This window comes from Nitrospira sp. CMX1 (assembly GCF_054902215.1).
The window spans coordinates 26,310-51,778 of the sequence record NZ_JBUBKD010000010.1; the positions used below are offsets into that span (position 1 = coordinate 26,310).

The 25,469-nt window shown below is 54.8% G+C and carries 25 protein-coding genes and 1 pseudogene; 3 read left to right on the forward strand and 23 right to left on the reverse strand.

What is annotated here, in order from left to right:
- The first annotated feature begins 48 nt into the window (after window positions 1-48).
- On the forward strand, window positions 49-561 hold the full coding sequence (locus ACYX34_RS01405; protein WP_462074766.1) for a response regulator: 513 nt from the start codon (window positions 49-51) through the stop codon (window positions 559-561).
- 22 nt (window positions 562-583) lie between these two features.
- Here ACYX34_RS01405 and ACYX34_RS01410 read toward each other — a convergent pair whose 3' ends face one another.
- The 9 genes from ACYX34_RS01410 to ACYX34_RS01450 all read right to left on the reverse strand — a co-directional run bounded on the left by ACYX34_RS01410 (window position 584) and on the right by ACYX34_RS01450 (window position 12,658).
- Window positions 584-1,330, reverse strand: coding sequence for a 2OG-Fe(II) oxygenase family protein (locus tag ACYX34_RS01410; protein WP_462074767.1), 747 nt, complete (start codon window positions 1,328-1,330; stop codon window positions 584-586).
- 120 nt (window positions 1,331-1,450) lie between these two features.
- A complete protein-coding gene (locus ACYX34_RS01415) occupies window positions 1,451-2,158 on the reverse strand; it encodes a LolA family protein (protein WP_462074768.1) in 708 nt (235 codons plus the stop codon).
- A gap of 5 nt (window positions 2,159-2,163) precedes the next feature.
- Window positions 2,164-4,584, reverse strand: a complete 2,421-nt coding sequence (locus tag ACYX34_RS01420; protein ID WP_462074769.1) for an FtsK/SpoIIIE family DNA translocase — start codon at window positions 4,582-4,584, stop codon at window positions 2,164-2,166.
- Window positions 4,585-4,689: 105 nt separating this feature from the next.
- On the reverse strand, window positions 4,690-5,364 hold the full coding sequence (gene phoU, locus ACYX34_RS01425) for a phosphate signaling complex protein PhoU (RefSeq protein ID WP_462074770.1): 675 nt from the start codon (window positions 5,362-5,364) through the stop codon (window positions 4,690-4,692).
- A 4-nt stretch (window positions 5,365-5,368) separates the two neighbouring features.
- Window positions 5,369-6,160 (reverse strand): phosphate ABC transporter ATP-binding protein PstB, encoded by a 792-nt coding sequence (gene pstB / locus ACYX34_RS01430; RefSeq protein ID WP_462074864.1) that lies wholly within the window; start codon window positions 6,158-6,160, stop codon window positions 5,369-5,371.
- Between the two features lie 58 nt (window positions 6,161-6,218).
- A complete protein-coding gene (pstA, locus tag ACYX34_RS01435) occupies window positions 6,219-7,634 on the reverse strand; it encodes a phosphate ABC transporter permease PstA (protein WP_462074771.1) in 1,416 nt (471 codons plus the stop codon).
- Window positions 7,635-7,727: 93 nt separating this feature from the next.
- Window positions 7,728-10,043, reverse strand: coding sequence for an ABC transporter permease subunit (locus tag ACYX34_RS01440; protein ID WP_462074772.1), 2,316 nt, complete (start codon window positions 10,041-10,043; stop codon window positions 7,728-7,730).
- Between the two features lie 117 nt (window positions 10,044-10,160).
- Window positions 10,161-11,153 (reverse strand): PstS family phosphate ABC transporter substrate-binding protein, encoded by a 993-nt coding sequence (locus tag ACYX34_RS01445; protein WP_462074773.1) that lies wholly within the window; start codon window positions 11,151-11,153, stop codon window positions 10,161-10,163.
- A gap of 164 nt (window positions 11,154-11,317) precedes the next feature.
- Window positions 11,318-12,658 carry a porin gene (locus ACYX34_RS01450; protein ID WP_462074774.1) on the reverse strand — a complete coding sequence of 447 codons (1,341 nt, stop codon included), beginning with the start codon at window positions 12,656-12,658 and terminating at the stop codon, window positions 11,318-11,320.
- Window positions 12,659-12,775: 117 nt separating this feature from the next.
- Between ACYX34_RS01450 and ACYX34_RS01455 the strand changes: the two genes are divergently transcribed.
- Entirely contained in the window at window positions 12,776-13,213 is a 438-nt protein-coding gene (locus tag ACYX34_RS01455) for a hypothetical protein (protein WP_462074775.1), read from the forward strand.
- Window positions 13,214-13,231: 18 nt separating this feature from the next.
- Here ACYX34_RS01455 and msrA read toward each other — a convergent pair whose 3' ends face one another.
- The 7 genes from msrA to ACYX34_RS01490 form a co-directional block, all read right to left on the reverse strand.
- The gene (gene msrA, locus ACYX34_RS01460; protein WP_462074776.1) at window positions 13,232-13,795 is read right to left on the reverse strand and encodes a peptide-methionine (S)-S-oxide reductase MsrA; all 564 of its coding nucleotides are present in this window, start codon (window positions 13,793-13,795) and stop codon (window positions 13,232-13,234) included.
- 52 nt (window positions 13,796-13,847) lie between these two features.
- Window positions 13,848-14,009: a hypothetical protein gene (locus tag ACYX34_RS01465; RefSeq protein ID WP_462074777.1), complete on the reverse strand. Its 162-nt coding sequence runs from the start codon at window positions 14,007-14,009 to the stop codon at window positions 13,848-13,850.
- A 173-nt stretch (window positions 14,010-14,182) separates the two neighbouring features.
- Window positions 14,183-14,563: a PilZ domain-containing protein gene (locus ACYX34_RS01470; RefSeq protein ID WP_462074778.1), complete on the reverse strand. Its 381-nt coding sequence runs from the start codon at window positions 14,561-14,563 to the stop codon at window positions 14,183-14,185.
- A gap of 76 nt (window positions 14,564-14,639) precedes the next feature.
- A complete protein-coding gene (locus ACYX34_RS01475; protein WP_462074779.1) occupies window positions 14,640-15,290 on the reverse strand; it encodes an OmpA family protein in 651 nt (216 codons plus the stop codon).
- Between the two features lie 337 nt (window positions 15,291-15,627).
- Window positions 15,628-15,768: a hypothetical protein gene (locus tag ACYX34_RS01480; RefSeq protein ID WP_462074780.1), complete on the reverse strand. Its 141-nt coding sequence runs from the start codon at window positions 15,766-15,768 to the stop codon at window positions 15,628-15,630.
- 600 nt (window positions 15,769-16,368) lie between these two features.
- Complete coding sequence (locus tag ACYX34_RS01485; RefSeq protein ID WP_462074781.1) at window positions 16,369-16,731, reverse strand: response regulator; 363 nt, start codon at window positions 16,729-16,731, stop codon at window positions 16,369-16,371.
- A 50-nt stretch (window positions 16,732-16,781) separates the two neighbouring features.
- The gene (locus ACYX34_RS01490) at window positions 16,782-17,021 is read right to left on the reverse strand and encodes a hypothetical protein (RefSeq protein ID WP_462074782.1); all 240 of its coding nucleotides are present in this window, start codon (window positions 17,019-17,021) and stop codon (window positions 16,782-16,784) included.
- A gap of 295 nt (window positions 17,022-17,316) precedes the next feature.
- Here ACYX34_RS01490 and ACYX34_RS01495 point away from each other — a divergent pair.
- A pseudogene (locus tag ACYX34_RS01495) lies at window positions 17,317-18,041 on the forward strand (IS5 family transposase).
- A gap of 53 nt (window positions 18,042-18,094) precedes the next feature.
- Here the strand turns inward: ACYX34_RS01495 and ACYX34_RS01500 are convergent.
- From ACYX34_RS01500 to ACYX34_RS01530, 7 genes are all read right to left on the reverse strand, one after another.
- Window positions 18,095-18,244: a hypothetical protein gene (locus tag ACYX34_RS01500; RefSeq protein ID WP_462074783.1), complete on the reverse strand. Its 150-nt coding sequence runs from the start codon at window positions 18,242-18,244 to the stop codon at window positions 18,095-18,097.
- Between the two features lie 49 nt (window positions 18,245-18,293).
- Complete coding sequence (locus ACYX34_RS01505; RefSeq protein WP_462074784.1) at window positions 18,294-18,434, reverse strand: AAA family ATPase; 141 nt, start codon at window positions 18,432-18,434, stop codon at window positions 18,294-18,296.
- A 114-nt stretch (window positions 18,435-18,548) separates the two neighbouring features.
- Window positions 18,549-19,385, reverse strand: coding sequence for a CpsD/CapB family tyrosine-protein kinase (locus ACYX34_RS01510; RefSeq protein ID WP_462074785.1), 837 nt, complete (start codon window positions 19,383-19,385; stop codon window positions 18,549-18,551).
- Between the two features lie 27 nt (window positions 19,386-19,412).
- The gene (locus ACYX34_RS01515) at window positions 19,413-21,182 is read right to left on the reverse strand and encodes a Wzz/FepE/Etk N-terminal domain-containing protein (RefSeq protein ID WP_462074786.1); all 1,770 of its coding nucleotides are present in this window, start codon (window positions 21,180-21,182) and stop codon (window positions 19,413-19,415) included.
- A complete protein-coding gene (locus ACYX34_RS01520) occupies window positions 21,179-22,453 on the reverse strand; it encodes a hypothetical protein (RefSeq protein WP_462074787.1) in 1,275 nt (424 codons plus the stop codon). Before ACYX34_RS01520 ends, ACYX34_RS01515 begins: the two co-directional genes overlap by 4 nt.
- Window positions 22,454-22,457: 4 nt before the next feature.
- Window positions 22,458-23,069, reverse strand: a complete 612-nt coding sequence (locus ACYX34_RS01525; protein WP_462074788.1) for a polysaccharide biosynthesis/export family protein — start codon at window positions 23,067-23,069, stop codon at window positions 22,458-22,460.
- Window positions 23,066-25,453 (reverse strand): tetratricopeptide repeat protein, encoded by a 2,388-nt coding sequence (locus tag ACYX34_RS01530; protein WP_462074789.1) that lies wholly within the window; start codon window positions 25,451-25,453, stop codon window positions 23,066-23,068. The genes ACYX34_RS01525 and ACYX34_RS01530 overlap by 4 nt, the downstream gene beginning before the upstream one ends.
- Between the last annotated feature and the right edge of the window lie 16 nt (window positions 25,454-25,469).

Consider the following 25,469-nt stretch of genomic DNA (forward strand, 5'->3'; position numbering starts at 1 on the left):
GAAACACAGCGGTTCATCCCTGAACTAATTACTTGAACGGAGCATACTATGATGCCGGCGGTCATTACAGCAGAACCAAAGAAGGCGATCCCCCTTGCAGCCTGTTGCCTCGACTCTAAAATGAGTCATCCATCGTGTGCCGTGTTGAATGCTCAGGAGTTGGTGGACTACACACGCGACAGGAGGGAAGCTCGAACCGTACATTCCGCCTTGGTCATTGAAGATGACCCTGACATCTCATTGGCCCTTCAAGATTTGCTGGAATTCGAAGGATTCCGAGTCGATTGTGCATCGACCTGTCGCCAAGCTTTCGCCTCGATCACACAGAATACCTACGATGTGGTCCTTCTTGATCTCGGCCTACCCGACGGAGACGGCAGCTCGATCTTGGAGGATCTCCGCGTCTCCCGTCCTGCACTTCCCGTGATTGTTTTAACAGCCTCGAATAGAGACCTGGGATCCTTGCCCGCATTTGCCCGTATCACGAAACCCTGGGTGAGAAGAGACCTCTGCAACATCCTCCACCGGGCTCTCGGTACTACGTCAACGCCGGTCGTGTAGTAAATCAGGGAGGGCGATATCGTCACTTGGAGCGGCTGAGCCCCAGCGCCCGCTTGAAAACCGTGGCAAAGCCGAAATAACCAAATGAATCTTTGAGGTTCGAATATAACCGCTTGACGGTCCCCATCTCAGGATTCGTGACATATTCCATCGTCAGGGCAATCCTCTCCTCCCCCTCTCCAAGCGGAGTCACCGCATGCCAAAGCTTGTCCCCGTTGAAAATCACCATATCCCCCGGTTCAGTGATCAACTCAAGATGGCGAGGCTGCTTAGTCGGATGGTCTTTGAAGAGCTCGCAGACGAGCTTGCACTGGGTTGATCGATCCACCAGGCCCATGAGAATGGTATAGCGCGCGCCTTTGTAGTAGGACGTATCGTAATGGAAGCCGATGTGGTCGCCCGGTTCCGTATAGTAGTAAAGAGCACAGGAGTGGGGATCGTTGTCCGGGCAGAACATCAGCTTGGCATTGACAAGACGATCTAAGAATCTTCTGAATGAATCGGCCCGATAGAGATCAAGAAAGCGTGGAGCCTTTTCCTGCACCGTGTAGTAGCTGACGCTCCCGCCTTTCTTATGGCCGGGAATGTAATTACGGTTCAGCTCTGCCTTGACGCCTTGGGCTTGGGGAACAAAGACCTCCTCGACAAAGGTACGGGGCAAGAATTGCTTGATGACGAGGAACTCGTTTTGTTCCCAATACTCCTGGTGGAGACGGTCGAAATCCAACCGCGCCACCGCTTGATCAATCACTTCGGTCACGCAGCTCATGAGATTTGTCACTGGCTACATTCCCCCCTGCTCACGAGTACAAGTCATGAGTCACTGGTCATTCGTCATGCACGCGCATCATTTACGGTCAATGGCCATTGACCAGTAACTCATGCCTGTTTACGGCCCATTCAACACCGGAGCCTTCACCACTTCGGTATCAGGAGGTGTTTTAAAATCAAACACCTCATTTCCTAATCCGAGATTGGGTTTCAGATTCGAAAACTCAAAGATGGCGACGTTCCCGCTGATTTCATAGAGAGACACGGTTCGAATATAATACGTTTTGGGGAACACTTCGACGACGATCTTTTGGAGATTCTGCGTCGATTCATGTTCCTTGGCCTTGGGAATCAGGGTCAGAAGCGGCAATCCAGTTGCCCCACGCTCTCTCCCCTTCGATGGTTCAATGTCAAACGACTCATCCAATTTGGCCGCACCTTGTAAGAGCTCCAGCGGTGCCTTAGAGGCAGCCATGTGTGTCAGTTTCCCAACGAGTACTTGCTTGTGTTCCGGCACATAGACTTTCACATCGTCTTGATTCACATAGATCTGCTCAGTCGCAGGATCAAGATAGTCCCATCTCAACCGACCGGGTTTTTTGATGTAGACCTTGCCGGAGGATGTCACCGGACGTTCAAACCCTTCGATTTTCGTCTTTTGTGAAAAGTCTGCTTGGAGATCGATGGTCTTTTCATATCGCATCTGCAGTTGTTTGACGACATCACGAACTTCTTGCGCAGCTTTCTCATCTTTTGCTCCGTCAGCTGCCAAGACCGGCAGAACGAAGATCACGGAGAGGGTTGCCGCTACCCACCAATGTGTCATGTGTGTCATGCTTCCGCCGCACCGACGGGGCCTCGCCGCCCAAGTACTTCCCGTCGCCCATCACGCCCCGCCGCCCCGACGATCCCCTCTGCTTCCATCTGCTCAATCATGCGGGCCGCCCGAGGATAGCCGACTCGTAGCCGACGTTGGATCAATGAGGCCGACGCTTGCCCACTCGACAGGACCAGTTCTTTCGCTTGCTCATACACTTCGTCTTTGGACTCCTCTTCTGCCGCTTCGTCCAATTTGAGAGACTGTAACTCAGGATTATAAACCGGTAAGGCCTGTTTCTTCACAAACTCTACGACCGAACGAACATCCTCGTCCGAGACAAACGAGCCATGCAGGCGGGCAAGCCGGCCAGTTCCAGAGGCCAGGTAGAGCATGTCACCTCGGCCCAGAAGCGCTTCAGCCCCATTGGCATCCAAAATTGTGCGTGAATCCGTCTTCGAGGATACTTGAAACGCAATCCGAGCCGGAAAATTCGCTTTAATCAGGCCGGTCAATACATCAACTGATGGGCGCTGCGTCGCAAGAACGAGATGAATCCCGGAGGCTCGCGCCATCTGGGCCAGACGGGCGATCTTGTCCTCCACGTCTTTTGGAGCAACCATCATGAGATCCGCCAATTCGTCGATCATGACGACAATAAAGGGGAGGGGTTCCGGTGGTGTGGGCTTCGGCTGCATACACCCCCGCTCCCCTTCGGCAATCGACGTCTCCCCGGCTGAAAGACGCGCCTCTTCTGAGAGAAACGCCATTGGACGTTCTGTCTGTTCCCCAAGGGACGGATCCTGCTCGGCGAACGTCTCATGCAGATCGGCGACCTTTCGATTATAGGCCTCAATATTCCGCACCCCAGCTTCCGCCAAGAGCTTGTACCGTCGTTCCATTTCGGCCACCACCCACCCCAATCCCCTCGCAGCGGACTTAGGATCTGTAATGACTGGTCTCAGGAGATGGGGGATGCCATCGTACGACTGAAACTCCAACATCTTCGGATCTATCAGCAGCAGTTTGACTTCACTGGGCTTGGCAGAAAAGAGAATACTAAGCAACATCGTGTTCAAGCTGACGCTCTTCCCAGCCCCCGTGGCACCAGCCACCAAGAGATGCGGCATCGTCTTGAGGTCCGCCGTAACAGGTGCACCGAAGATGTCTTTCCCCAAGGCCATCGTCAATCTCGATCGGGCACGACGAAACGCGTCGCTCATGATGACTTCTCTCAGCGAGACGGTTTCTCGCGAGCGATTCGGCACCTCGATCCCCACCACCGACTTACCCGGCAACGGCGCAACAATTCGTAGGCTAATCGCCTTCAGCGCCAATGCGAGGTCATCGGCCAAATTCACGATACGGGCCACTTTTGTCCCAGGCGCCGGCTCGAATTCATACATCGTCACAACCGGACCCGGCCTCACCTCCGTCACGGTGCCGTCAACCCCGAAACTCCTCAACGCACGGGACAAGACCTCAGATTGCGCCTTCAACTCCTCCTCTGACATTCGATCCAGAGGTCCCGAGGGATCGCTTAACATCTCCGGATCCGGAAGCCGATAGTCTTCCGACTCCCTCGCCGGCACCACCACCTCCGAGTCAGTGGCCTCTATGTCTCGGGACGAATTTACGACAGGAAAGGGCTGAATGATCGGGACGGGTAGCGCAGAGATCACCTCCGACTCCTGCTCCTTTCCCGCAACCGATTCTTCTTCATAGCTGATGGTTGCCGACCTTGCAGACTTGCCTCGTACCCGTCGATTGCTGACCGTCTTTTCAGTATCCAGTGAACGTTCAGGCAGCAGAGCGACCGTCCCTTCGCGGACAGTGGCCCATGATTGCGGAATGCGGCGTACCGCCTCTCCCAAGGAGAGCGGCGCCGATAAGAGAAGCGATACCAGGAACCCTGCGATAATCACAATGTGCGCACCGGTCCCCGCGAAGACAGACCGGAGTCCCTCCGCAATCGTCTCACCGACGACACCACCAGCCATGCCTTGAGCGATGATCCCGCTGGTCATGGTTGGAATGCCATTCGCTTCAAGATGTACAAATGCGCTAAAAAACACGACGGAAGCCACCGAACTACCGGCAGTTCGCAGCTCAAGACTCATCGGCGCCTGGGAAAAACAGCGAATGCCCCATCGCCCCAGCAGCAGCGGGCAGAGATACGCTGCGCCACCGATCCCATAAAAGAACCCACCGGCCAACAAAGCCCCAAACGAGCCAATGAGGTTTCGTGGCGGATGTGCGACAGGATCTCCACTGGCCACGACCGTCGCCTCTCCTGGGACAAACGACAAAAGGCTCAGGAGCATGAGCAAGCTCAGCGCGATCAGGATCACACCGAAGACTTCCCGCTGAATATGAGAAGAGGGAGAAGGGGCTCGGCGGGCTTCTCCCCGCCTACCCGATGTGGTCGCACCCATAAGGAATCAATGCTAGCACAGGGGGGAGGTCATTTCAAACGAACGCGCATCTGGCTCACTGCTCACTGCACGTGCTGCGTGGGCAACAATCATTCAGGATCAACATCATTCTGGTGAAACCGTCGGGGCTGTATGCCGAATGATCTTGCCTTCCACCAGGTACACAACGAGCTCAGCAATATTCGTCGCATGATCCCCCACTCGCTCGAGAGACTTGGCGATAAAGCTCAACCGGATGGCACGGGAGATCGTATGCGGATTTTCCACCATGAAAGAGAGCAGCTCACGAAACAACTGCTCCATAAGATCATCGACGAAGTCATCATCCATGATCACTTTCCTGGCCAGTTTGGCGTCTTCCTTCACGAAGGCATCGATGCTTTCCTTCACCATCATCCGGGCCAGGTTTCCCATCCGTGGGATGTCGATGTAGGGCTTGAGTTGAGGCTCTTCGTTCAGCTCGATCGCTCGCTCACAGATACTCTCCGCCAGGTCGCTGATGCGTTCGAGCTCGGTGGATAGCTTCATGGCCGTCGTGACTAACCGTAGATCACGCGCCGCTGGTTGATGGAGCGCCAACAACTCGATACAGGCTTCGTCGATCTCCACATCCAACGCGTTCACTTTGTGGTCTCGCTCGATCACACGACAGGCCAGAGCCGAATCCCGGTTGACCAGTGCGGCCAGAGCCTTGTCGATCTGGTCCTCGGCCAACCCGGCCATCCGTACCAGTTTCGTCTTTAACTCAGCAAGTTCCTCGTCGAAATGTCGTTGAATCATGGCTTCACCCGAATCGTCCGGTGATATAGTCTTCGGTCTGTTTGTTCGAGGGATTCGTGAACAGCTGCTTGGTGCGACCGAACTCGATCAGCCGACCGAGATACATGAACGCCGTACTATCGGATACCCGCGCCGCCTGCTGCATGTTGTGCGTCACGATGACGACGGTCAACTCTTTCTTCAGGGAAAAGAGCAATTCTTCGATGATCCCGGTGGCAATTGGATCCAGCGCCGAGCAGGGCTCATCCATCAGGAGGACATCAGGCTTGACGGCGAGGGCCCGTGCGATGCAGAGCCGTTGCTGTTGCCCTCCGGATAGCCCAAGTGCACTCTTGTGAAGCCGGTCCTTCACTTCTTCCCAGAGGCCTGCCCCTCGAAGGCTGCGCTCGACAATCTCGTCCAACACCGCCCGGTTTTTCAAACCTTGCAACCGTGGACCGTATGCGACATTTTCATGGATTGATTTCGGGAAGGGATTAGACTTTTGAAAGACCATCCCCACGCGTTTTCGAAGGTCGGTGATATCGATCATGGGATTGAAAATATCCATGTTATCGATAAGGATATTCCCTTCATGTCGAGCCCCTTCGATGAGATCATTGAGGCGATTCATGCAGCGGAGCAATGTGGATTTCCCGCAACCCGACGGCCCGATAAACGCCGTCACCTGGTGTTCGGGAATCTCCATGTTGATTTTAAACAGGGATTGCACGAGTCCATAATAAAAATTGAAGCCCTGTACCCGGAGCTTCGGCTTTCCCGAAGCTCCGGACTGAGGCTGTAGGGTGGAGTCCATGCTCTCGATCTCCAATGAGGAAATAGCCGAAGGAAGGGTCGTGACACTGGACTTCACGTCATACTGTTGATCCAGCATATTTCCTCCTCATTCGATTTCGCAAGACGATTCCGGTCAAATTCAGCAGCACCACCACGAGAATCAACACCAATGTCGTCACATAGACCATCGGTTTGGCGGCTTCGACGTTCGGTGATTGGAACCCCACGTCATAGATGTGAAACCCCAAATGCATAAACTTCCGGTCTAAATGCAAAAACGGCCAGGTCCAGTCGATCGGCATGGCCGGCGCCAGTTTCACCACGCCGGTCAACATCAAGGGAGCGACCTCTCCGGCCGCACGAGCCATGGCAAGGATCAACCCGGTAAGGATTCCCGGAAGCGCCGTGGGAAGCACGACCTTCCATATAGTTTCCCATTTGGTCGCCCCCAAACCGATCGACCCTTCTCGGTACTCCCGTGGCACGGCTGCTAACCCCTCCTCCGTCGCGACAATGACAACAGGCACGGTTAAAAGCGCCAGCGTGAGCGAAGCCCAGAGGATGCCGCCTGTACCGAATGTCGGGGTCGGCAGCCGATCGGAAAACAACAGAGCATCAATCGTGCCACCGACGCCATACACAAAAAACCCCAACCCGAATACACCGAAGACAATGGAAGGAACCCCGGCTAGATTGTTGACGGCGATGCGGACAGTCCTTACGATAACACCCTGACGTGCATACTCCCTGAGATATAGAGCCCCGATCACACCGAATGGGGTTACGACAAGGCTCATGATCAGCACCATCATCACGGTTCCGAAAATGGCTGGAAAGATTCCGCCCTCCGTGTTGGCCTCTCGTGGTTCCGTGGTCAAGACCATCCAGACGTTGCCGGCGTAGACCCATACCTTCTCCGGCGTCGACAGCGCGTTGGGGCGTAAGACCCGCACAACTTGGCTTAGCCCGATGGGCTGTTCTCTACCATTGGCATCGGCAACGAGCACTGTGTATGGGCTGTCCGCTTCACTCGATTCTGCCTGCCGAAGCAGGGGCGGGAGGGACTGCCAAACCGCTTCCGCCTCCTCAGCTACAGGCTGTTCTTCCTTCGTAAGCGTTCGGAGACGTCCGTAGAAGTTCCCCCATTCACGACGCTCGACCATCACGAGATCGGCTGGCGTGGCTCGTTCGACAATCTGATTGGTATCGATCCACCGATAGTCGAGCCCGTAGAGATCCCGATTGCCGATCTTCATCCGTATTCGTGGGACCCCTTTCGGACTTACTTCTTCCCCCGCCAACTGACCGATCACATGTTTACCGTCCTTGAGGGTCAATTCGACAAGGTCAGCCGGCCAGAAATACCCGAATCCGTTCATAAGGATCAGAACAAGAAGCCCTCCGATCATCAGGAGCGACAGAGACAGCCCCGCCCCACAGCCCCAAATAAAGAGTTCCCCGCTTGCCATGAACTGTCTGATCCACTGTTTCATTGAATCATTCGTCCACCGGCATGGCCGGATCTACGCACGACATCTGGTTTCTTTTGCCCCATCTCGAACCTGGTCCTGTGACCACCCTTGCGTCTAGAACTGACTATACTTCTCCCTGAGCCGCTGTCGAACCAGTTCCGCGACCGTGTTGAGCAGAAAGGTCGCGACAAAGAGGAGCAGCCCCGCCAGAAAGAGCGTGCGATACAGGGTCCCCCCATGCGGTGCTTCAGGGATTTCCACGGCGATATTGGCGGACAGCGTCCGGAAACCGTTGAACGGGCTCCAGTCTATGATGGGTGTATTCCCCGTCGCCATCAGGACGATCATGGTCTCTCCCACAGCCCGACCGAGCCCGATCATCAATGCCGAGAAGATGCCCGGACTGGCCGAGATAAGGACGAGATACACCAGCGTCTGCCAGCGCGTCGCGCCAAGTGCCAGGGACCCAGCAATGAGATTCTTCGGGACGTTAGAAAGCGCCTCTTCTGAAATACTGTAGATGATCGGGATAATGGCAAATCCCATCGCTACCCCCACGACGAGAGCATTGCGTTGGTCATAATTCAGACCCAGGTGGGTCTGAAGCCACGGCTTATAGTGACCATCAAATAGGAAAGACTCCCACCAGGCATTCGTCGCCAAGCATCCCCACACCACGGCGATGATGACGGGCATCATGAGTAGCGCTTCGATCCCAGGCCGGATTCGATGCCGAATAGAGGCGGGCAACAGCAGAAAGAGTCCGGCAGAAACGGCGACGGCGAAGGGGGTCACCAAGACCATTCCCGCCATCGCAGGAACGTTCCGTTCCAGAACCGGGGCGAACCAGAGTCCGGCTAGGAATCCGAGGACCACCGTCGGAAGTGCCGCCATGATTTCAATAGTCGGTTTGATCTTGGTCCGATAATCAGGATGCATGAACATCGAGGTGTAAATCGCGGCTAATACCGCCAACGGAACTGCGAGAAGCACGGCATAGACTGTCCCTTTGATTGTCCCAAAGATGAGCGGCGTTAAACTGAACTTGGCCTCGAAGTCATCCGAGCCGCTTGAGGACTGCCACACCAGCTCAGGTCGCTCATAACCCTCGTACATCACTGGGGAAAATAAGGTCGTCAGGGTAATTTCCGGATAGGGATTCGAGATCTGGTAATGGATCACTCGACTACTCTCAGTCAAGCCGACGAGGCCATCCGCCTTCGGCGAGAAAAACGTATTGCGGAGGGCACCCTGTCGTGGAGTCAGTGCGAGTAGTGTCTGTGCAGACGTCGAATGGTGCAGCCGGATTCCGCCTTCGGCATCGGTCGTGATGAACCCCTTATCACGCTGTGAAATCGTGATGTCGGTCACGGTGCTCTGATGAGGAGCGAACCGATGGACGGCCGTCATCTTGGTCTGATTCGTTCCAGGATGCTCCCTCACTGGCATCCACACAGCCACCTGCCCAGCCGCATCACCAACAATAAGACTGCGGTCCCCCATTAGATAGGCCAGCGCGGTAATTGCCCCGCCTTGTTCAGAAACCTGCATCGTCTCAGCAAGAATAGGCTTGGCCGCATCCCGGAGATCAAAGAGATACACCTTGCCCTCTTCCGTCCCAACGGCAAGCAGCTCCACTCGACTTGCGAACGTGAGCGCGGTCACGCGACCGGTGATGCTGGACGTCAAATCGACCTGTGTAGTCGAAGCAGAGGATGTTCCATCAGGACGAGAGACGGTGCGGCTGGTAGTCAGCCAGAGATGCTGGTCTTCAAGCTGAGCGGCAATCCGCACCTCGGAGTCCGTGCTCTGATAGGCCAATTTGGCAATTGGTTGGGGAGTCGGTGCAGCAGCAATAGAAGTTCCAACCTGGACAGCTGGAACGATCGAACGTTCGCTGTCTTGAAAGACTTGCGTAAACTCAATCGTCACCGGGATAATGCGTCCGTCCTCCGTGCCCAGAGCAAGATTGTGCCCCTTCCCCAAGGCTCTGGCTAACGCGGTGACAGAGCCGTTGGGCAGCAAGCCTTGTGAAGGCACTTTTGATATGGCAGCTGTGCCTTCCCCTAGAAAGACAAACTCAAGAGTGTCGCCGCGCAAGACATAGGCGAGCTCTTGATGTTCGTCAATGCCGACGAGGGCTGCGGCCGTTGGACGCTCATGTTGAGGAAGAGTAATGGGCTCGGTTAGAGTTGCCTGAGGCGGGAGAAAAAGCGGGATGACTTCTTTGACGAGAAAGACACACATCCCCAGAATGCACAAAATAATACTGATCCCGCCCGTCTTGATGATGAAGCGAGTGATCCCATCGGTGATTGATCTGATTTGACGTCGGGTGAACAGTCCCCCCACAAGGGCCGGGGCCGGCGTTGGGCCACGGCCGGGGTAGGGCTCTCCTTGAAACGCTGGTACCGGAGTGAGCGGCGGCACGTTCATGCTCTGACCTTAGCCTGTCCTTCCAACGTCCCAGCCTTGGACAGCGAGAAAAATAGTGCGTGGTCTGATCCTTTGTACGACCACCCCACTCCTACTAACCGAATTCAAACCTCATTCAACCTTCGGCAATTCCTTTTCAATGACGCTCTGGGGCAGCGGGAAAAACCCGTCCTTGATGACGATGGCTTGACCTTCTTTGCTATAAATGAACTTGATAAACTCCTTGACGAGCGGATCGAGTGGCTTATTCGGCGCCTTATTAACATAGACCAACAGATGACGCCAGAGAGGGTAGGACCCATTTATGGCATTTGCTTGTGTGGGGGCCACGAGGGGTGCTCCCTCCTTTTCTGCCAATGGGAGGACTCGAACCCCGGACGTCAAGTACCCGATCCCACTATAGCCGATACCTGCCGGATCTTCTGTAATTCCCTGCACCACGGATGCTGAACCGGGCTGTTCCTTGACTTCATCCTTAAAATCGCCGTTCTTCAGCGCAAACTCTTTGAAAAACCCATAGGTGCCGGATGCGGAGTTTCGGCCGTAGACACTGATCGGAGAGGCAGCCACTTCGCCGGTAATCCCCAGTTGGCCCCACCGCTCAAGGTTCTGCTGCGCTCCAACTCGGCGAGTCTTCGAGAAAATCGCATCCACCTGCGCCATCGTAAGCCCTTGGACAGGGTTATCCTTGTTGACATACACCGCAAGCGCATCGATGGCCACCGGGAAGGCAGTTGGTTTGTACCGAAACTTCCTCTCGAAAGAATCGATCTCGGTGCTTTTCATTGCTCGGGACATTGGCCCCAGCTGAGCCGTTCCTTCGATCAAAGCCGGAGGTGCAGTACTGGAGCCCTTGCCTTCGATTTGAATTTTGACGTTCGGATATTGCTTACGAAAGCCTTCCGCCCAGAGCGTCATGAGATTGTTGAGTGTATCTGAACCGATACTGTTGACATTACCGGCTACCCCGGTGACTTTCACATAGCCTTTTAAAGCCGGGTCGAGCACGATGGCATCATCGGCATAGACCGACGGGGTAACCGAAAGAAGAGCTCCAAGGAGAACACCGCACGATAGACCATGCTTTGCAACCAACAGTTTCATAGGGAGTCCTTTCCTAGTCACGGAGTCCGCCAATTTCATCGAATATTAACGGTGTCGTATTGCTGAGACATTACACGAATGTTACAGCCGTGTTACATATGAGTCATCTCCATTGAATTCTGCTTATACTGGAGAGACAGGTGCTAACCTGCCTCTCCTCCGCTCTAAAAGTTATATTGCAATTGAGTCCGAACAATATCCCCTTCCCGGATGTTATAAGGAGCAGTTTGAGTGTCAGTGCGTCTGCTTCGAGCATAGGCGATTGTGAACTCTAAAGACTTGGTAAACTGCCACTCCATCCCAACTTCCCATTCTCGGACCACATTAAACGGTGCATTGGTCCGATGCTTCTTTCCTCCACTGTACTCCTGATACCGCACATAGGGGATAACGGTCGCCCAGTCGTTCACGTCCCATTTATACATCCCCTGGACATAGCCGCCCTGAACATTACCCTCTTCGACGGCTGTTCGACTCGCGTTCAATTGTGGCCCATGGCCCCAGTTCCACTCCGCTTGAATGCCGATTGGTTGCGGAAACAGGACAAAATGCACTCCCACTCGTTCGTCGAGAATGTTGCCATTATTCGGCCTGGCAATAGCTGGACCACCCGTCGTCAACGGCGCCGTCGCCCCGACATTGAACGTCCCACGGTATGCGTCAGCGCCAAACTGGATAATCTGTCCGTAGGGCAATTCCATAGGATAGGTGGCATGGACGACGACATGTTTATTGTCATTGCGTTCCGAGACATTGAGAGTCTGGCCGTTGTAGACCCCGATGCCTAAGAGACCGTAGTCTCCGGATCCTTTGAGACCGGAATCAATCAGCTTTCGGAATAGCTTTCTTTTCTCATCCGGCGTGTAATAGAGAAAGAAACCAAGGTCTCGCTCCCCATTTGCCGCGCTGTTGAGTCCGTCGCTTCGGTCGAAGGCCAGCCGCTGCTGACTGGACTGGAGATTCTCGAACCCAAAGGGAACCTTGGATTGTCCGGCACGAATTCGTAAATCCTTTTTGTCGAAGAAAAGGAAGGGCACAGGCAGAAAGATATCGGTATAGGCGTCACGAAGTTGGACAAAATGATTACTCTGATCGCCTGTGGTGCCGGGAACACTACCTGCGAATTCAGGCTGGATATAAAAGGATAGCCAATCCGTAATGTCACCTGAAAAGACGATGCGAGCGCGCCGGAATGCGAAGCCTGTATCATCTCGAATGGTATTATCGTACTCACTCCGTATCGATTTATCTCCAGGAAGATAGCTATAGCGAGCTTGTACATAGCCTCGGATACTGATCTTGTCGAACCATTTCTTAATCGTAGACTGTTGTTGAACGATTGCTTCTTCTTTTTCATGGTCCGCTTTCAGCTTGAGCCATTCTTCTTTCGTGATCTGTCCTTTTTCATAGAGAAGATCTTCAATTTGCGCCTGAGCTACATTAGCCGTGAAGATCAGACCCAAACAAATCGCGGATAAGGTGCTTACTAAACCCCACCTCTTCATTCACGTACCTCCCTCGGTTAGCCACAGTTTGAATGGAGAGGGAGGTTAGATGAGGAAGGTTAGGATGATGCTACAGAGTTGTTACGCTCTTGTTAATTCGCTACGATCTAGCCACGCATGGCACACGATTCCCAAAACATACATGACCAGAGCCAGACTGAACCGCCGCTGTGGTCTATCGGACTTGCGATTCTGGTCATCCTGCTCGCACCGCTTATTTTGTACTCATTTGCTCCATCCGGCCCTATTCGAGAAGGCGACACCGTTTTTTCGGACGGCCAACAGCGCGCACAGCTCAGCAAACCGATTGCGTTCCGGTCTTCTCAGACTTACGAGACGTGCCTGCTCGATCCCAATAGTCCCTTAATCGTGCTCGAGAATTCAGCGAGTGAACCTGGTGGTGTGATCAAAGCGGAAGTGCAAGGGAATCCAGCCGCTGAATGGCCGTTTTGCCCGGTACATGTCGAAGTACGGCTCAGTCTGTATCAGGTCTTTCAAAAACCGGCGGTCTTGGGAGTGGTACGAGATACGCTGATGAGATGGTCCGGCAAGTAAGAAATAGAATCGTTGGAGTTAGGCCTTGAGCCTCGCGGTAAACTGCTTGCGGAACTTTGCCACCTTTGGTCCCACTACGAATTGGCAGTACCCCTGTAGCGGATTTCGAGCAAAATACTCCTGATGATAGGCTTCGGCTTCATACCATCGCCTTGCCTCAATGACCTGCGTCACGATAGGAGCCGCATACAGTTTTTCATCTGCCACGGCCTTAATCACCTGCTCAGCCGTTTGTTGCTGGGCAGGACTATGGTAAAAGATCGCTGAACGGTATTGCGTACCGATATCGTTGCCTTGCCGATTGAGCGTGGTGGGATCGTGAATCGCAAAAAATATTTTAAGCAGGTCTTGGTATGAGATCACTGCTGGATTGAACGTGATCCGCACGGCTTCAGCATGGCCTGTCTGCCCCCCACAGACCGCTTCGTAAGTGGGATTGTCTGGGAGTCCACCGATATACCCAGACTCGACCGCTTCCACGCCTCGCACCTGATCATAGACGGCTTCAAGACACCAAAAGCAGCCCCCGGCAAGGATGGCAACATCCTTCCCTGGTACGCTCGTTCGTAATTCGTCCCCCATGGTGTGAGTTGGTCGAGTGACGTGCGGGATTCTTTCAGCAGACGGAGACCGACTAATCCTCTTCTTCCTCTTCGATGTCCTCAATCCCTTCGTAACTCATTTCGGGGAACGAAGCCGACGCCTTCTCACAAGCAGTCTCGACCATTTCCTCAGCATCTTCTGCTGAATCAGCATCGACGAAAAACTTTACGGTGATTGCATACCTCTGTTCCACTCCCGACTCCTTTCTCCAACAACCCGCCTCGATACTCCGTAGTCGAGACGCCACATGACATCGTACTTTCTGACAGTTGTGGTGGCCGTGTCAACCGTTTCGGAATGGGAAAGCGCCAGTCCGTGTCTGGGACTGGCCCGAAGTGGATGTGACTATCGATAAAGAAGGCGGGGTTACTCGTCCGCTTCGAGATCGGCGAGAGCTAATGTCAGTTTGACCAACTCGTCTGGAGCAATACGTGAAAACAAGAGGCCGAAGCTATTCGCCCCAACCCACCGCACAGTCGCTTCGTCGATCCGTAACGGCCAATCAAGACCTGGAATGTGGAGCCGGCACTCGAATTTCGCGCCTTGCTCCACCTTCATCTCACTTTCGATCTTACAGCCACCAGCTGAAATATCTACTGTTCGCCCCTGCCCTTCGTGTTTGCTTCCAGAAAATGTACCGCGAAACTGAGCCGTAAACCGCGGTTGCACTCGGCGTTCGTCCGGATTCGGCCGGTCCTGAACAGTTTCCGCCTGTTCCGATTGGAAGAAGGAACGAAGCTTTTTCACTACTGATGACTCCTCAGTGTGTCGCGGGATCAGGAAGACCCAGATGCGTCTCGACAATCACTTCTAGAAACCGTCCTCACTTCGTCGACAGCAACATGTGTCCCCGTCTATTCTGCTGGTGGCAGGATTCGTTTCGCTCGCTGCAGAACGGTCGCTCCTTCCCATATGACACGATCGCGAGTTGATTGGGGTTGATCCCCGCTTCTCTCAGGTAGTTGCGAGCCGCCTTGGCACGTTTGTCACCGAGCACCATGTTGTAGTCGCTCGTCCCTCGCTCATCACAATGGCCCTCGATCTTGAGCACGGCTCCAGGATGGTCCTTGAGATAAGCGGCATCCTGATTGAGCGCCTCCATACCTGCTTCAGATAATGCCCATTGGTCATAACCGAAGAACACATCCTGCAACCCGGCTTCGACGGCAGCCTGTTCTTCTTTCGTGAGCTCTACCTGTTGCCGCACGATGACGTTTGAGGGGTTCAGACTCGTTGGATGTCCGGCTTGTCCACTCTGTCCGCCTTGCGAAAGACGTTCTTCGTTAGGATTGCGCGAAAATCCATTGAGCTCTCCACTTGGACTTCCGCCGGAAATGGTTGGAGCCTTTGAACTAGTACTCCCTGATCCGCCTTCACTCTCGGACTGCACCCATTTCTTGCTACACCCTTGGTCCGACAAGAAAAGAAGCCCCACGGCCACTATCGCTCCCAACTTCGTGACTACTCTAGTCATAGCCTTTCTCCTCTTATGGCCTCCTAAGCTCACAACTCAGCTCCTCGTGGATTCCTATCCGACGGACATAGGAACGATCGCACGATGTGTCCTCGCTCCACCTACACATATCAACAGCACAAATACTGATAAAGATATGCAGCAACAGAAGTTTAGCCGATTACCAGCAGGATGCCTAACAATTTTTCAGATCTAGCCGGATGACCGGATGGGTAGGGGATGATCGCTCTAGAGAAAGTGGAGATTGAATGAGTTAGAGGGAAAGAAGCGAGGCAATGATCGAAACGCAAACAAATCAGTCGCCGCGATCCATCACGCAGATGAATCACTACCCTGGCTAGCGAGAGCCGTTGCGATCAGACCAACGAACAGGTCGCAATACGGCTCCCATACCGGCGAGCGCACAAATAAATACCAGCATGGCGAGGGCAACCACCAAGAAAAATGCGGCTCTCATGTCGTGCAAAACAGGGATCATCCTACGTCCCTCCTCTTGCTCGAAACATCAACTGCGCCATCCACAGGCACAAACCCATGGACTCATTGGATCGGCTTTCTGAAGAGATCTCCCGCAACAGGGGCATTGCCGAGTCCACACTTGCCTTACAGTCTGGCTAAACACTACTTCCGCGCGCGCCTGCTGATTGCTATATCGGCAAAACCGACCCACAGGATAATCCCGTCTTTCGTTAAGTGTAGATCACGCTCAGCGAGTGGTCCATGCCACGTCCCGTTGGGACTTACCTCGACACACCCCCAACCTATTGCAAAAACTCTAGGCTATTGGATCAGCCTCGTGCACCATCAGAAATTCACGCTGCGACGCATTGGTTCAATGGCAGAACCAACGGCATCAATCCGCTGAAACGCACACCTAGTCTGACGTTACACAGGCAGATGAGAGAAAATCAAGGCAAGATTTCCCCAACTCTCCTGCCTCGATACAATTAGGTACAGACCCTAGACAATCTTGTAGACCCATGCCTTGCGCAAAGATCCGGTTCCACGCCTGGTCAATAATAGAGAGAGGGGAAGTCAGTGGTCGCTGCAAGAAGTTAGGCGTTGCCCTGCCCTTCCCCTAATGCAGTAATTCATACTGAATGGCACGAAGCAATGTTGGAAGATCCAGCGGCTTCGCAAAAGTCTGCCGCGCCCCAAGGAGCCTGGCCGTCTGCAGTTCATCTGAGGAGTGTCCACTCATGGCAATGACTTTCACATTCAGAAACGCGCGAGTCAGTTCCAAGATGAGGTCCAGCCCATTCATTTCAGGCATCTCCAAGTCTGTAATGACCAGATCCATGGGCTGCGCCCGGAACCGTTCAAGCCCCTCTCGGCCATTGGCAGCCTCGTAGGTTTGATACCCCGCATCCTCGAGAATCTGGGCCAGTAATGTTCTCACCGACGCATCGTCTTCAATCACTAGAACCGTGGGAGGCCTCATCACCATGTCCCTTTCGTGCTCCAGCACTCGAACTCCGCACACCAACTTTGCTAGGCGGCCAGCGATTCCACTTCCTCTGATTCCCGATCCAGGTTGAACGTCTCATGAACTGCCATCATCTCCATTATTGGTTTGGTGAACAACTGACGGTGCTGTTTAATAACGGCATCATTCCGATGACCGCAATTGACACAACGCGTACTCATACTCCACATTTCGCCATAACCTGCTTCCATGTCGATCATGTGTTCTTCCAGCATCAACCCCTGGCAACGTGTGCAGCTCATCATCGCTCCCTCCTGTGTGGTGTTCGCATCCTGTCTATGAGAACTGTAGCAGGGAGGCGAATTCCAACTAGATCTGAAGGAGTTACGTCGAAAGGGGGGGAGAGAAGAATGGGTCAGACCCTGCATGTGCGGAATCCTAGATCGCCGTCTGAGGCAACTCTGACCTATGAGATTTTATGGGCAGACCACTCACTAGGGTCAGGACTCATTAAGTTTTAGGATTCCCTCACCAAATAGTAGGTGCTTCACTCTGGCTGGAGATGGCCATGAGTGACATGCTTCTGTTGACCAGACGCAGTTGAACAGGATCAAGCCATATTTTCCGGTCTCGCACGGCGTTCCGCGAGTGGATGATGTGCGGGTAATCAGCGGGATCATCTGTGATCCGGTACGGTCTTCAATGGAAGGATGCGCCGAAGGCCTCTGGTCCGCACAAAACGCTCTACACCCGTTTTGTGCGCTGGAGCCGGGCGGGGATCTTCAACAAGATCTTCCGCGAATTGTCACGACCGCATGGGGCGAGAGAATGCCTGATGATCGATCCCACGCATCTGAAGGCCCACAGAACCGTGGCCAGCCTGCTCACAAAGGGGCAGTACCCCGCTGTATTGGCCGCACGAAAGGCGGTCTGAATTCGAAAATGCACGCCGTATGTGACGACACGGGCAAGCCGGTGCGCCTGTTGCTGACGGAAGGGCAGACGAGCGATGACACAGGCGCGAGACGCTTTCTGTCCAGTCTTCCCAAAGCAAAACATCTGCTCGCCGACCGCGGCTATGACGCTGATTGGCTTATCACCGCCTTGAAGAAGCAGAGCGTCAAACCGTGCATCTCGCCGCGCAAGAACCGAACGACACGGCGCCGCTACAGCAAAACACGCTACAAACAGCGCCACAAAATCGAGTCCTGTTCGGCCGGATCGAGGATCGGCGCCGGATCGCCCTGCGGTACGCTCGCTGTACCCACACCTTCTTCTCCGCGATCTGTCTCGCCGCAACCGTCATCTTCGATCTCAAAGAATGAGTTCTGAGCCTAGTTGGCCAGAGAGCACGATCTGCAACGATCGACGGCGTCCATCATTGATGGTTTGAGAGTACCCGGAGCTCTTCCAATATTGCCGGTCCCATGTTTTGGGCTTCAGCGACGACCAAGAGCACACGACGGCCCGCACCTCGTTCCGGCTCTAAGAAACGCGAGAATTTCTGAAAGGCATCCGTCTCGCTCATGCCTGCAAGTTGTAGGTCAAATGCCGTGCCGATCCACGGCAGGAGTCCTCTAAACCTGGTGTGTGTTGGAGAGAACCCCGATGGTCCAAGGATGACGAGTCTCGTCAAGCAGCCGGTTCAAGAGCGTGGTCTTCCCGGTGCCCGGCTCTCCGGCAATGACGATGAACGCCGCCTCCGTTGGCCAACCCATACTCCAGGAGACTGAGGGCCGCCTTATGTTTCGCACCCAAGTAGAGAATTCCAGGATCCGGCACCAACGCAAACGGCTTCACCTTCAAGTGATAATGTGTCTCGTACCTGGTCCTCAGCCCACATCTGTCCGGAACAAGTCCATTGCTCGTCGTGTAGTCAATTGCTTGCGTCCCGATTTATTGAGTACTCCCCCGAGGATCGGAATACTGCCACCGATGACCGCGAGCGCTTGCTCCACATCTGCTGAGGAGGTTCGGCCTTCTTCAGCCACAAGCAGCAATGCGTCGATATAGGGACTGACCCCCAAGACATCCGGACGGGACAAGATCGGAGGGAGATCGAACACGATCAAACGGGACGGGTAGCGATGTTTGAGTTCTTGCGCAAGGGCGGCCATCTTCGGCGAGGCCAGAGCCTCCGCGGAATTTTTCATCGCACGGCCTCCCGGAAGAAAAACCAATCGCCCGACTCCTGGGTGAATCAGCAGTTGCGTGAGCGGCGCGGCATCGAACAAGAATTCCGTCAACCCCTGGGCCTGCTCTAATCCAAATGCACGATGAACATTCGGGTGCCTCAGATCCGCATCGACCAATAACACCGTATGAGCCAGGTCCAGCGCGAGAGCCAGCGAGAGGTTCACTGCCGTCAAGGTCTTCCCCTCATGCGCAGTGGGACTGGAGACTCCCAGAACGGTCCATCCCTTTTCACTAAACCGACGAATCACTCGAGCCCGCAGCATCTTGTAGGCGTCGACAAATTCTCCTTCCTCGGAACCGGTGATCAATGGGTAGGCCCGCGTCTCATGGTCAGGAAGCGAGATCGTTCTGGTCGAGGAATAGACGATCACCGAAGTCTGACTCAGGGAATTCCCGCCCGAGCGAGGCAGCTCATGATCTGATGAGCCGTTCTGTCGCTTAAATTGCTCCTGCGCTTGATGGAGATATTCCATCACGAGTCCTCCTCTCCGTTTTCTACTTCATCCGAGTTTCCGCCAAATCGCGTACCACAGGACATCCAGCGGCATCCATGCCAGGTGCAGTACCACAGCTCCAAGCGCAACGACACCGAGACTTGCGAACCCGAGGAGCTTACGGCGACGGCCTATGGAGATCATCTCGCCATGGGACGGAAGGTAGGGGATAACGGCCAACGTCAAGCCCTGCAGTGCACGACCGAACTGTTCCGGAGTATGGATGGTGCGATCTACGTTATCCATCGCCACTCCCGAGCCGATTCCTACTCCGACGGCGAGAAAGGCTCCGAGGACCAAGATCGCAAGCCGATTGGGCCGCTCCGGCTTTTCCGGCAACTCCGGGGGATTGATCAACGAAAATCGTTCGCCTTTTCGCTGTACTTCCAGCTCAGCCGATACCTGGGCCTCCATCAACCGAGAGGTAATCTCTTGGTGTTTATGGACGGAGTTCTCTCGATCTCGGACCAAATCTAAATACTCAGGCTCAATGCTTGGTGTCACTTCCAGTCGCTTCGTATACTCTGCCATGCGACGTTTGAGGCTCGACCGAGTCGACTCGAGCGATGTCAATGAGGCATTCGTCGAAGCCAATTGCGACTCAATATTGATATACGCGGGGTTCTCCGGCTTGATGGTCGCCGATGCCGCAACCCGATCGGTCGCCTCCTGCAATTCCCGTTCAAGCGAAGCCACAACTTCTTGAGCACGGATCAGGTCAGGATGCGCATCATGCATACGCCCACGAAGATCATCCAACAGGGCCCGTTCCGCCGTGAGCCGTTTCGACAACTCATCGCGAACGTCCGAGGCGCCGGTTTCCTTTTCAAGGGAACCAAGCTCCTGCTTCAGTTTGACGATATCCGGATGATCAGGTAAGAGATAGCCCGAGACACTGGCAAACTGCGCGCGCAATGCCTTCAAGCGTTCTCCTGAGTCCAACAACCGTTCGCCGCTGGCGCTGATGATCGGAGTATGCGGCTTCAGCGTGGCCAATTCTCCCTCCAGAAAGGTCTTACGCTCGCGAAGGGCTCGGATATCGCGATCGGCATCCATGAGTTCCCGTTCCGCTTGATTCATAAGCTGCATATTGAGTTGGACGAGTTCCGGCAACGCGCCGTTCGCTCGCTGTTTCACAGCCGATATTTTTTCCTCCAGCGCAAGAATGTGCCGGGCCAGATTCTCCGACTCACGTTTCAGGAAGATCGTCGTCTCCTGCGCATGGCGTTCACGTGTCTTCAAATTTTCGTTTAAGAACAGACTCGTCAATTCATTGGCGACTTTCTGTGCCAGTGCGGGACTTTCCCCGTCATAGGCCAAGGTGAAGGCGATCGTGGCCTGCGTCGGATTCTGTGTCCGCTTATCGATGACTTTGACGTTCATGACCTCAATCTGAATATCCTTGGTGAACCGAGTCAGTACTTCTTCCGTCGGGCTCCGTTGGCGAAGACTCTTGTACAGCTCGTACTGTTCGACGATGCGCCAGAGCGTGGCTCGGCTGAGCACCTGTTGCTTGATCGTCTCGATGCGTTGATCCGCATAGGTCGCGATGGCGGAGCGGACAAGATCCGGCGGGATTTCCTGCTCTTCGATCAAAATCGTCGCAGTCGACCGATAAATCGCCGGCAGGAGAAACGCGAGCGCGATGCTGGCGGCCAGTAGTGCTATTCCGACCCCCACAATCAGCGTGCGACGACGACGTAACAAGACCAAGTAGTCAGAGAAGGTCTTGGTACGCACAACCACCCGATTCGGCAACCTTCGCTCTTGGCTCATCGAGACACCGACCATTTGTCCCCCATATATGTCAGCATGATGAAGGTCGAATTGGCACCGTTACGTTGATCGAGACCGTCGACGGCTCGCTCTCCGTAGGTATAGGAGACATCCACCGACCACCATTGAGCGAATTTCCAGGACAGGGTCGGACCGACTGAGAAAAATCGCGTCCGATTCAGAGGAAGGCTCCCCTCCGTCGTTGTGATTCCCGATACGAAATAGAGTGCTCCGTTCAAAGAGGCGGTCAGCGTTTCCGTGAGGTTGTGAGAGAATAACCCACCCACACGATCGGTTTGCAACAGACGGCCGAACCCGCTCGGGTTGATTTCACGGCTCCCCTCGATCTCAACCATCGATCGCTCGAATTGTTTGCGCAAGGAACCTCGGAACACCCACACAATCTCATGGCTGGTGACCGAGCGATTGCTGCTTCTTCCCAAGAGAATCCCAAGAATGCCCGGGATTGCCGGAATATCCTGCGTTGAACTCACGAGTCGACCTCCTCCTGAGATCGACCCAGTCACCTCATGGCCGAAATCGTGGGTCCAACCGCCCTGCGCTCCATAATAGGTCGACTCAAGGCCGGCGAGAGGGATCCGTACCCTGGTAAATTCGCCCGTCATATGAATTTGATCCAATTCCGACACATTATAGGTCGGACCGGCCACCACGCCATGAACCTGATAATCGGCCAGACCGAATTTCCGTCCGTCCTGATACTGAGCATCCATGAACTGATAACTGCTTTGCCATGATAACCGTTCGGTGATCCCGATCGTCCAGGTAGGGACGGCCGTCCACATGCTTCGTTGCGTAAAGCCGAGGACCAAACCGGTCTGCTGCAATTCTCCACGCAGGGTATTGTCTCGCGTAAACCCGCCCGCAAACCCCAGAGTGTGTCGCTCCGATCGATACGACGCCCTGAGCGGGAAGTACACGTTCGTGAACTCCCTGTCTTGGTCGCCAAAATAATGTACAAAATCCGCTCTCGTCTCTCCCTCGATGTCCAGGGTTTCCGTCGCTCCTCTGAACTTGACCGCCGGGGTAATCCAATAGCCGAAGACTTCATTGTGTCCGCTATTCAATAGCAGGTTGCTGTTGTAGGCTCCCTTGACACTCATTGACGGGGCCGCCGACCATTCAGCCGCATCGGCCTGGCGATTCAAGGTTTCTAATGCCGCTGCCATACTGCACAACCCCACCAGCAACATGCTCCAAACTCGGATCGACGTGCGCGCCAGGCTGTGATCGATCGCCGGCAGCTCCATCCCGTCACGGCACCATCACCACATCACCGCGCTGGAGCACGATGTTTTGCTCAAGATCCTTGCCCTTGCGCGCATCGCCGTAGCGGAACGGGAAGACCACCTCATTAGTTCCATTCTGTCGACGGATAATCTTAATGTCATTCTCTGCGGCATAGGGCGTCAAGCCTCCGGCCATACTCAGGGCTTGCAACACGTCCGTATTGTGCCCAGCCTGATACTCCCCCGGCTTAACGACACGCCCAAGTACGTAAATGCGATAGCTTTGCACCTTAACGACGGTTACCGTCACATTCGGCGTCGGCAGATATTTGGTCAGACGTTTCGTGATCTCAAGGCGGATATCCTCGGCCGTCCGCCCCGCGGCCATGACTTCCCCTGCTAAAGGGAAGGTAATCATTCCGTCCGGCCGCACGACCATTTCCTGTGTCAAATGCTCATCCTTCCACACTGCGACTTTCAGCACGTCTTCCGGTCCAAGGAGGTAGGAAGACTCTGTATTCATGGGTTCAGAGGCAACGCCGGTGCCGTGGACGATGAGCGCCATATAAAATGTTCCAACCAGCACGCCGAGACGACCATACCGCCCCCAGACACCACCGCTACTTATGAACTTCATCCTGAAACCTTTCCGAGCAATGATTTGGCCTCGTCCGATCCCTCAAACGCCGTACCGGAGGCGAGGGCTTTCTTGAGATGCGTGAGCGCCTCGGTGCGCTGTCCACCTTTCGCATAGGCCGCACCGAGATGATAATTGAGGATCGGATGATCCGGCACCAACGTCATTGCCTGCTGCAGGATTCGAACGGCATCGGTCTGGTGCCCCATCTTGTGGTGTGTCCAACCCAACGTATCGAGTAAGTAGGCGTTCGGTTTCTGTGACTCGAAGCCACGGCTCAATGTCAGCGCGCGCTCCAGACTCTTGGGATCACCCTTGTGGTCGACCAGCACTGCCGCCAGATTGTTCGCAGCAAGAATCGAGGAGGGCGCCCGCCGCAGCACGGCTTCGTATTGGTTGATGGCGTCATCATAGTGACCCTGCGTCGCCAGGCTCATGGCCAGCAAGAGTCGCAGTTGTTCGCTTTCCGGATTGTTCTCAACTCCTGTTCTCAGCACCGTATCTCCCTCGGCCGCTCGCTTCTGTGCATAGTGAGTGCGCGCCAGATGAATCCACGGAGTGGTCCATTTCGGGTTCAGACGGGTCGCCGTTTCAAAATGAGTTATCGCAGCCGCCGACTCTCCCTTGGTCAGCAACAATTCACCAAGAAGGCCGTTCGCGTAGGGATGATTCGATGACTTGGCCAGTAGGTATTCCAACCGACTCTGTGCCGACGCAAGGCGCCCACGACGCATGTCCATCTGCACGAGAGCTAGGAGCGGTTCTGCGGCAGAAGGCTGCCGTTCTGCCGCCCGACGATAGGCCGCTTCCGCAGTATCCCATCGCTGTTGGACCAGCGCGACATGGCCTTCAGCCAGATCAGCGGCGTTCTCATCGGCCCCAGCCTGGCGCAACTTATGCAAAGTGTCTTGAGTCTTACCCCAATCTTTCTCCTGCAGCTGTACTTGAAACAGCATGCCGAGCAGTGCGACATTGCCGGGGTTCTGGGCGATCAGCGGATCGAGCCGCTGTTTGGCCTCCTTCAGCTGACCCGCCGCGGCGTCGAGTCCTACCAGCATCGTCTGCGCCTCCAACGTCGTTGGATTCAAGGCGAGTGCCCGACCCAGGCTTTCGCGTGCCAATGCCGGTTCGCCGGTCATCAGATGAGCCTTGGCTAACAACACATGACTGTCGGTCGACTCCGGTTGATCCTTCACGACGCTACGGAAGTCGGCGACGGCGTCTGGACCTTTCCCACGCTGGAGGGCGATCCGTCCACGAAGCATCAGCGCTTCCATCGATCGAGGATTTTCCTTCAAGACCGCCTCGACCTGCTGCTCCGCCTCTTCAGTTTTGCCGGCGACCCAATCCATTCCTGCCAGCTTGACCTGAGCCTCCAAGGCCTCCGGCTTACCGGAAAACTTTGTCTGGAGTTCATGGTACACTTCGCGTGCCTTCTCACTCTTCCCCTTCGTTTCGTAAAGATGGCCGAGTGCAAACCATAATTTACCGGCATGCGGAAGCTCCTTCTTCGCTTGTTGGAGCACGGCTTCGGCTGATTCATAACCACGACGCCTGGAGACGTACTCCGCCAGCGCCACTCGCCGTCGCTCATCCTCGGGATTCGCCTGGACCGCCTCCTGCATGATGGCCTGGGCCTTCTCGTACTGCTGCTGTTGATCGTAAAATGACGCCAGTCGAAGACGGTGGGACAAGATCGTCGGTTCCAGCTTCACGATCTGCTTGAGCGTCGATTCGGCATCCTCGGTATGTCCCTGTTTCATTGAGATCGTCGCCAGGGCATCCAGCAATTCAAGATTGGTGGGATTCACCTGAAGCACCTGACGCAGATACGGCAACGCTTCAGCCGGACGCTGCGTCGAGGCGTAGATAGACGAAATCAGCAAGACGGCATCGATCTCCATCGGCGCCCGAGAGACAAGCTGTTCGGCCTGGCCGACAGCGCCCTTCAAGTTTCCCGACAAGGCAACGATGGCGATCTTGATCGCCTGCGCCTGAACATGATCCGAATTTGTAGCCAGTAATCGGTCTGTGATTTGCCCGGCTTGCTCCACGGCACGAATCTCCAGATAATACTTCGCCAATTTGACCAGTGCGCGCTCGTGATTCGGGCTCAGCTCCACAACCTGCTGATACGCCGCGAAAGCATTCCGCCAGTTGCGTTCTTTTTCCTCGACCTGGGCATAGAGCAGATAGGCTTCGACGTCTTTCGGATCGATCTGCAGAACGTTTCTCAACTCGACACGAGCCTTTGAATAGTCCCCTTGTTGAAAATACTCTTGCGCTCGAAGACGATACTTGGCCTTACGCTCCTCCGGCCCTCCGCATCCTACCGTCCCCACTGCCATGACGACGATCAATCCCAAAACCACACAGCGTTTCATCGACACGTCTCCTCCC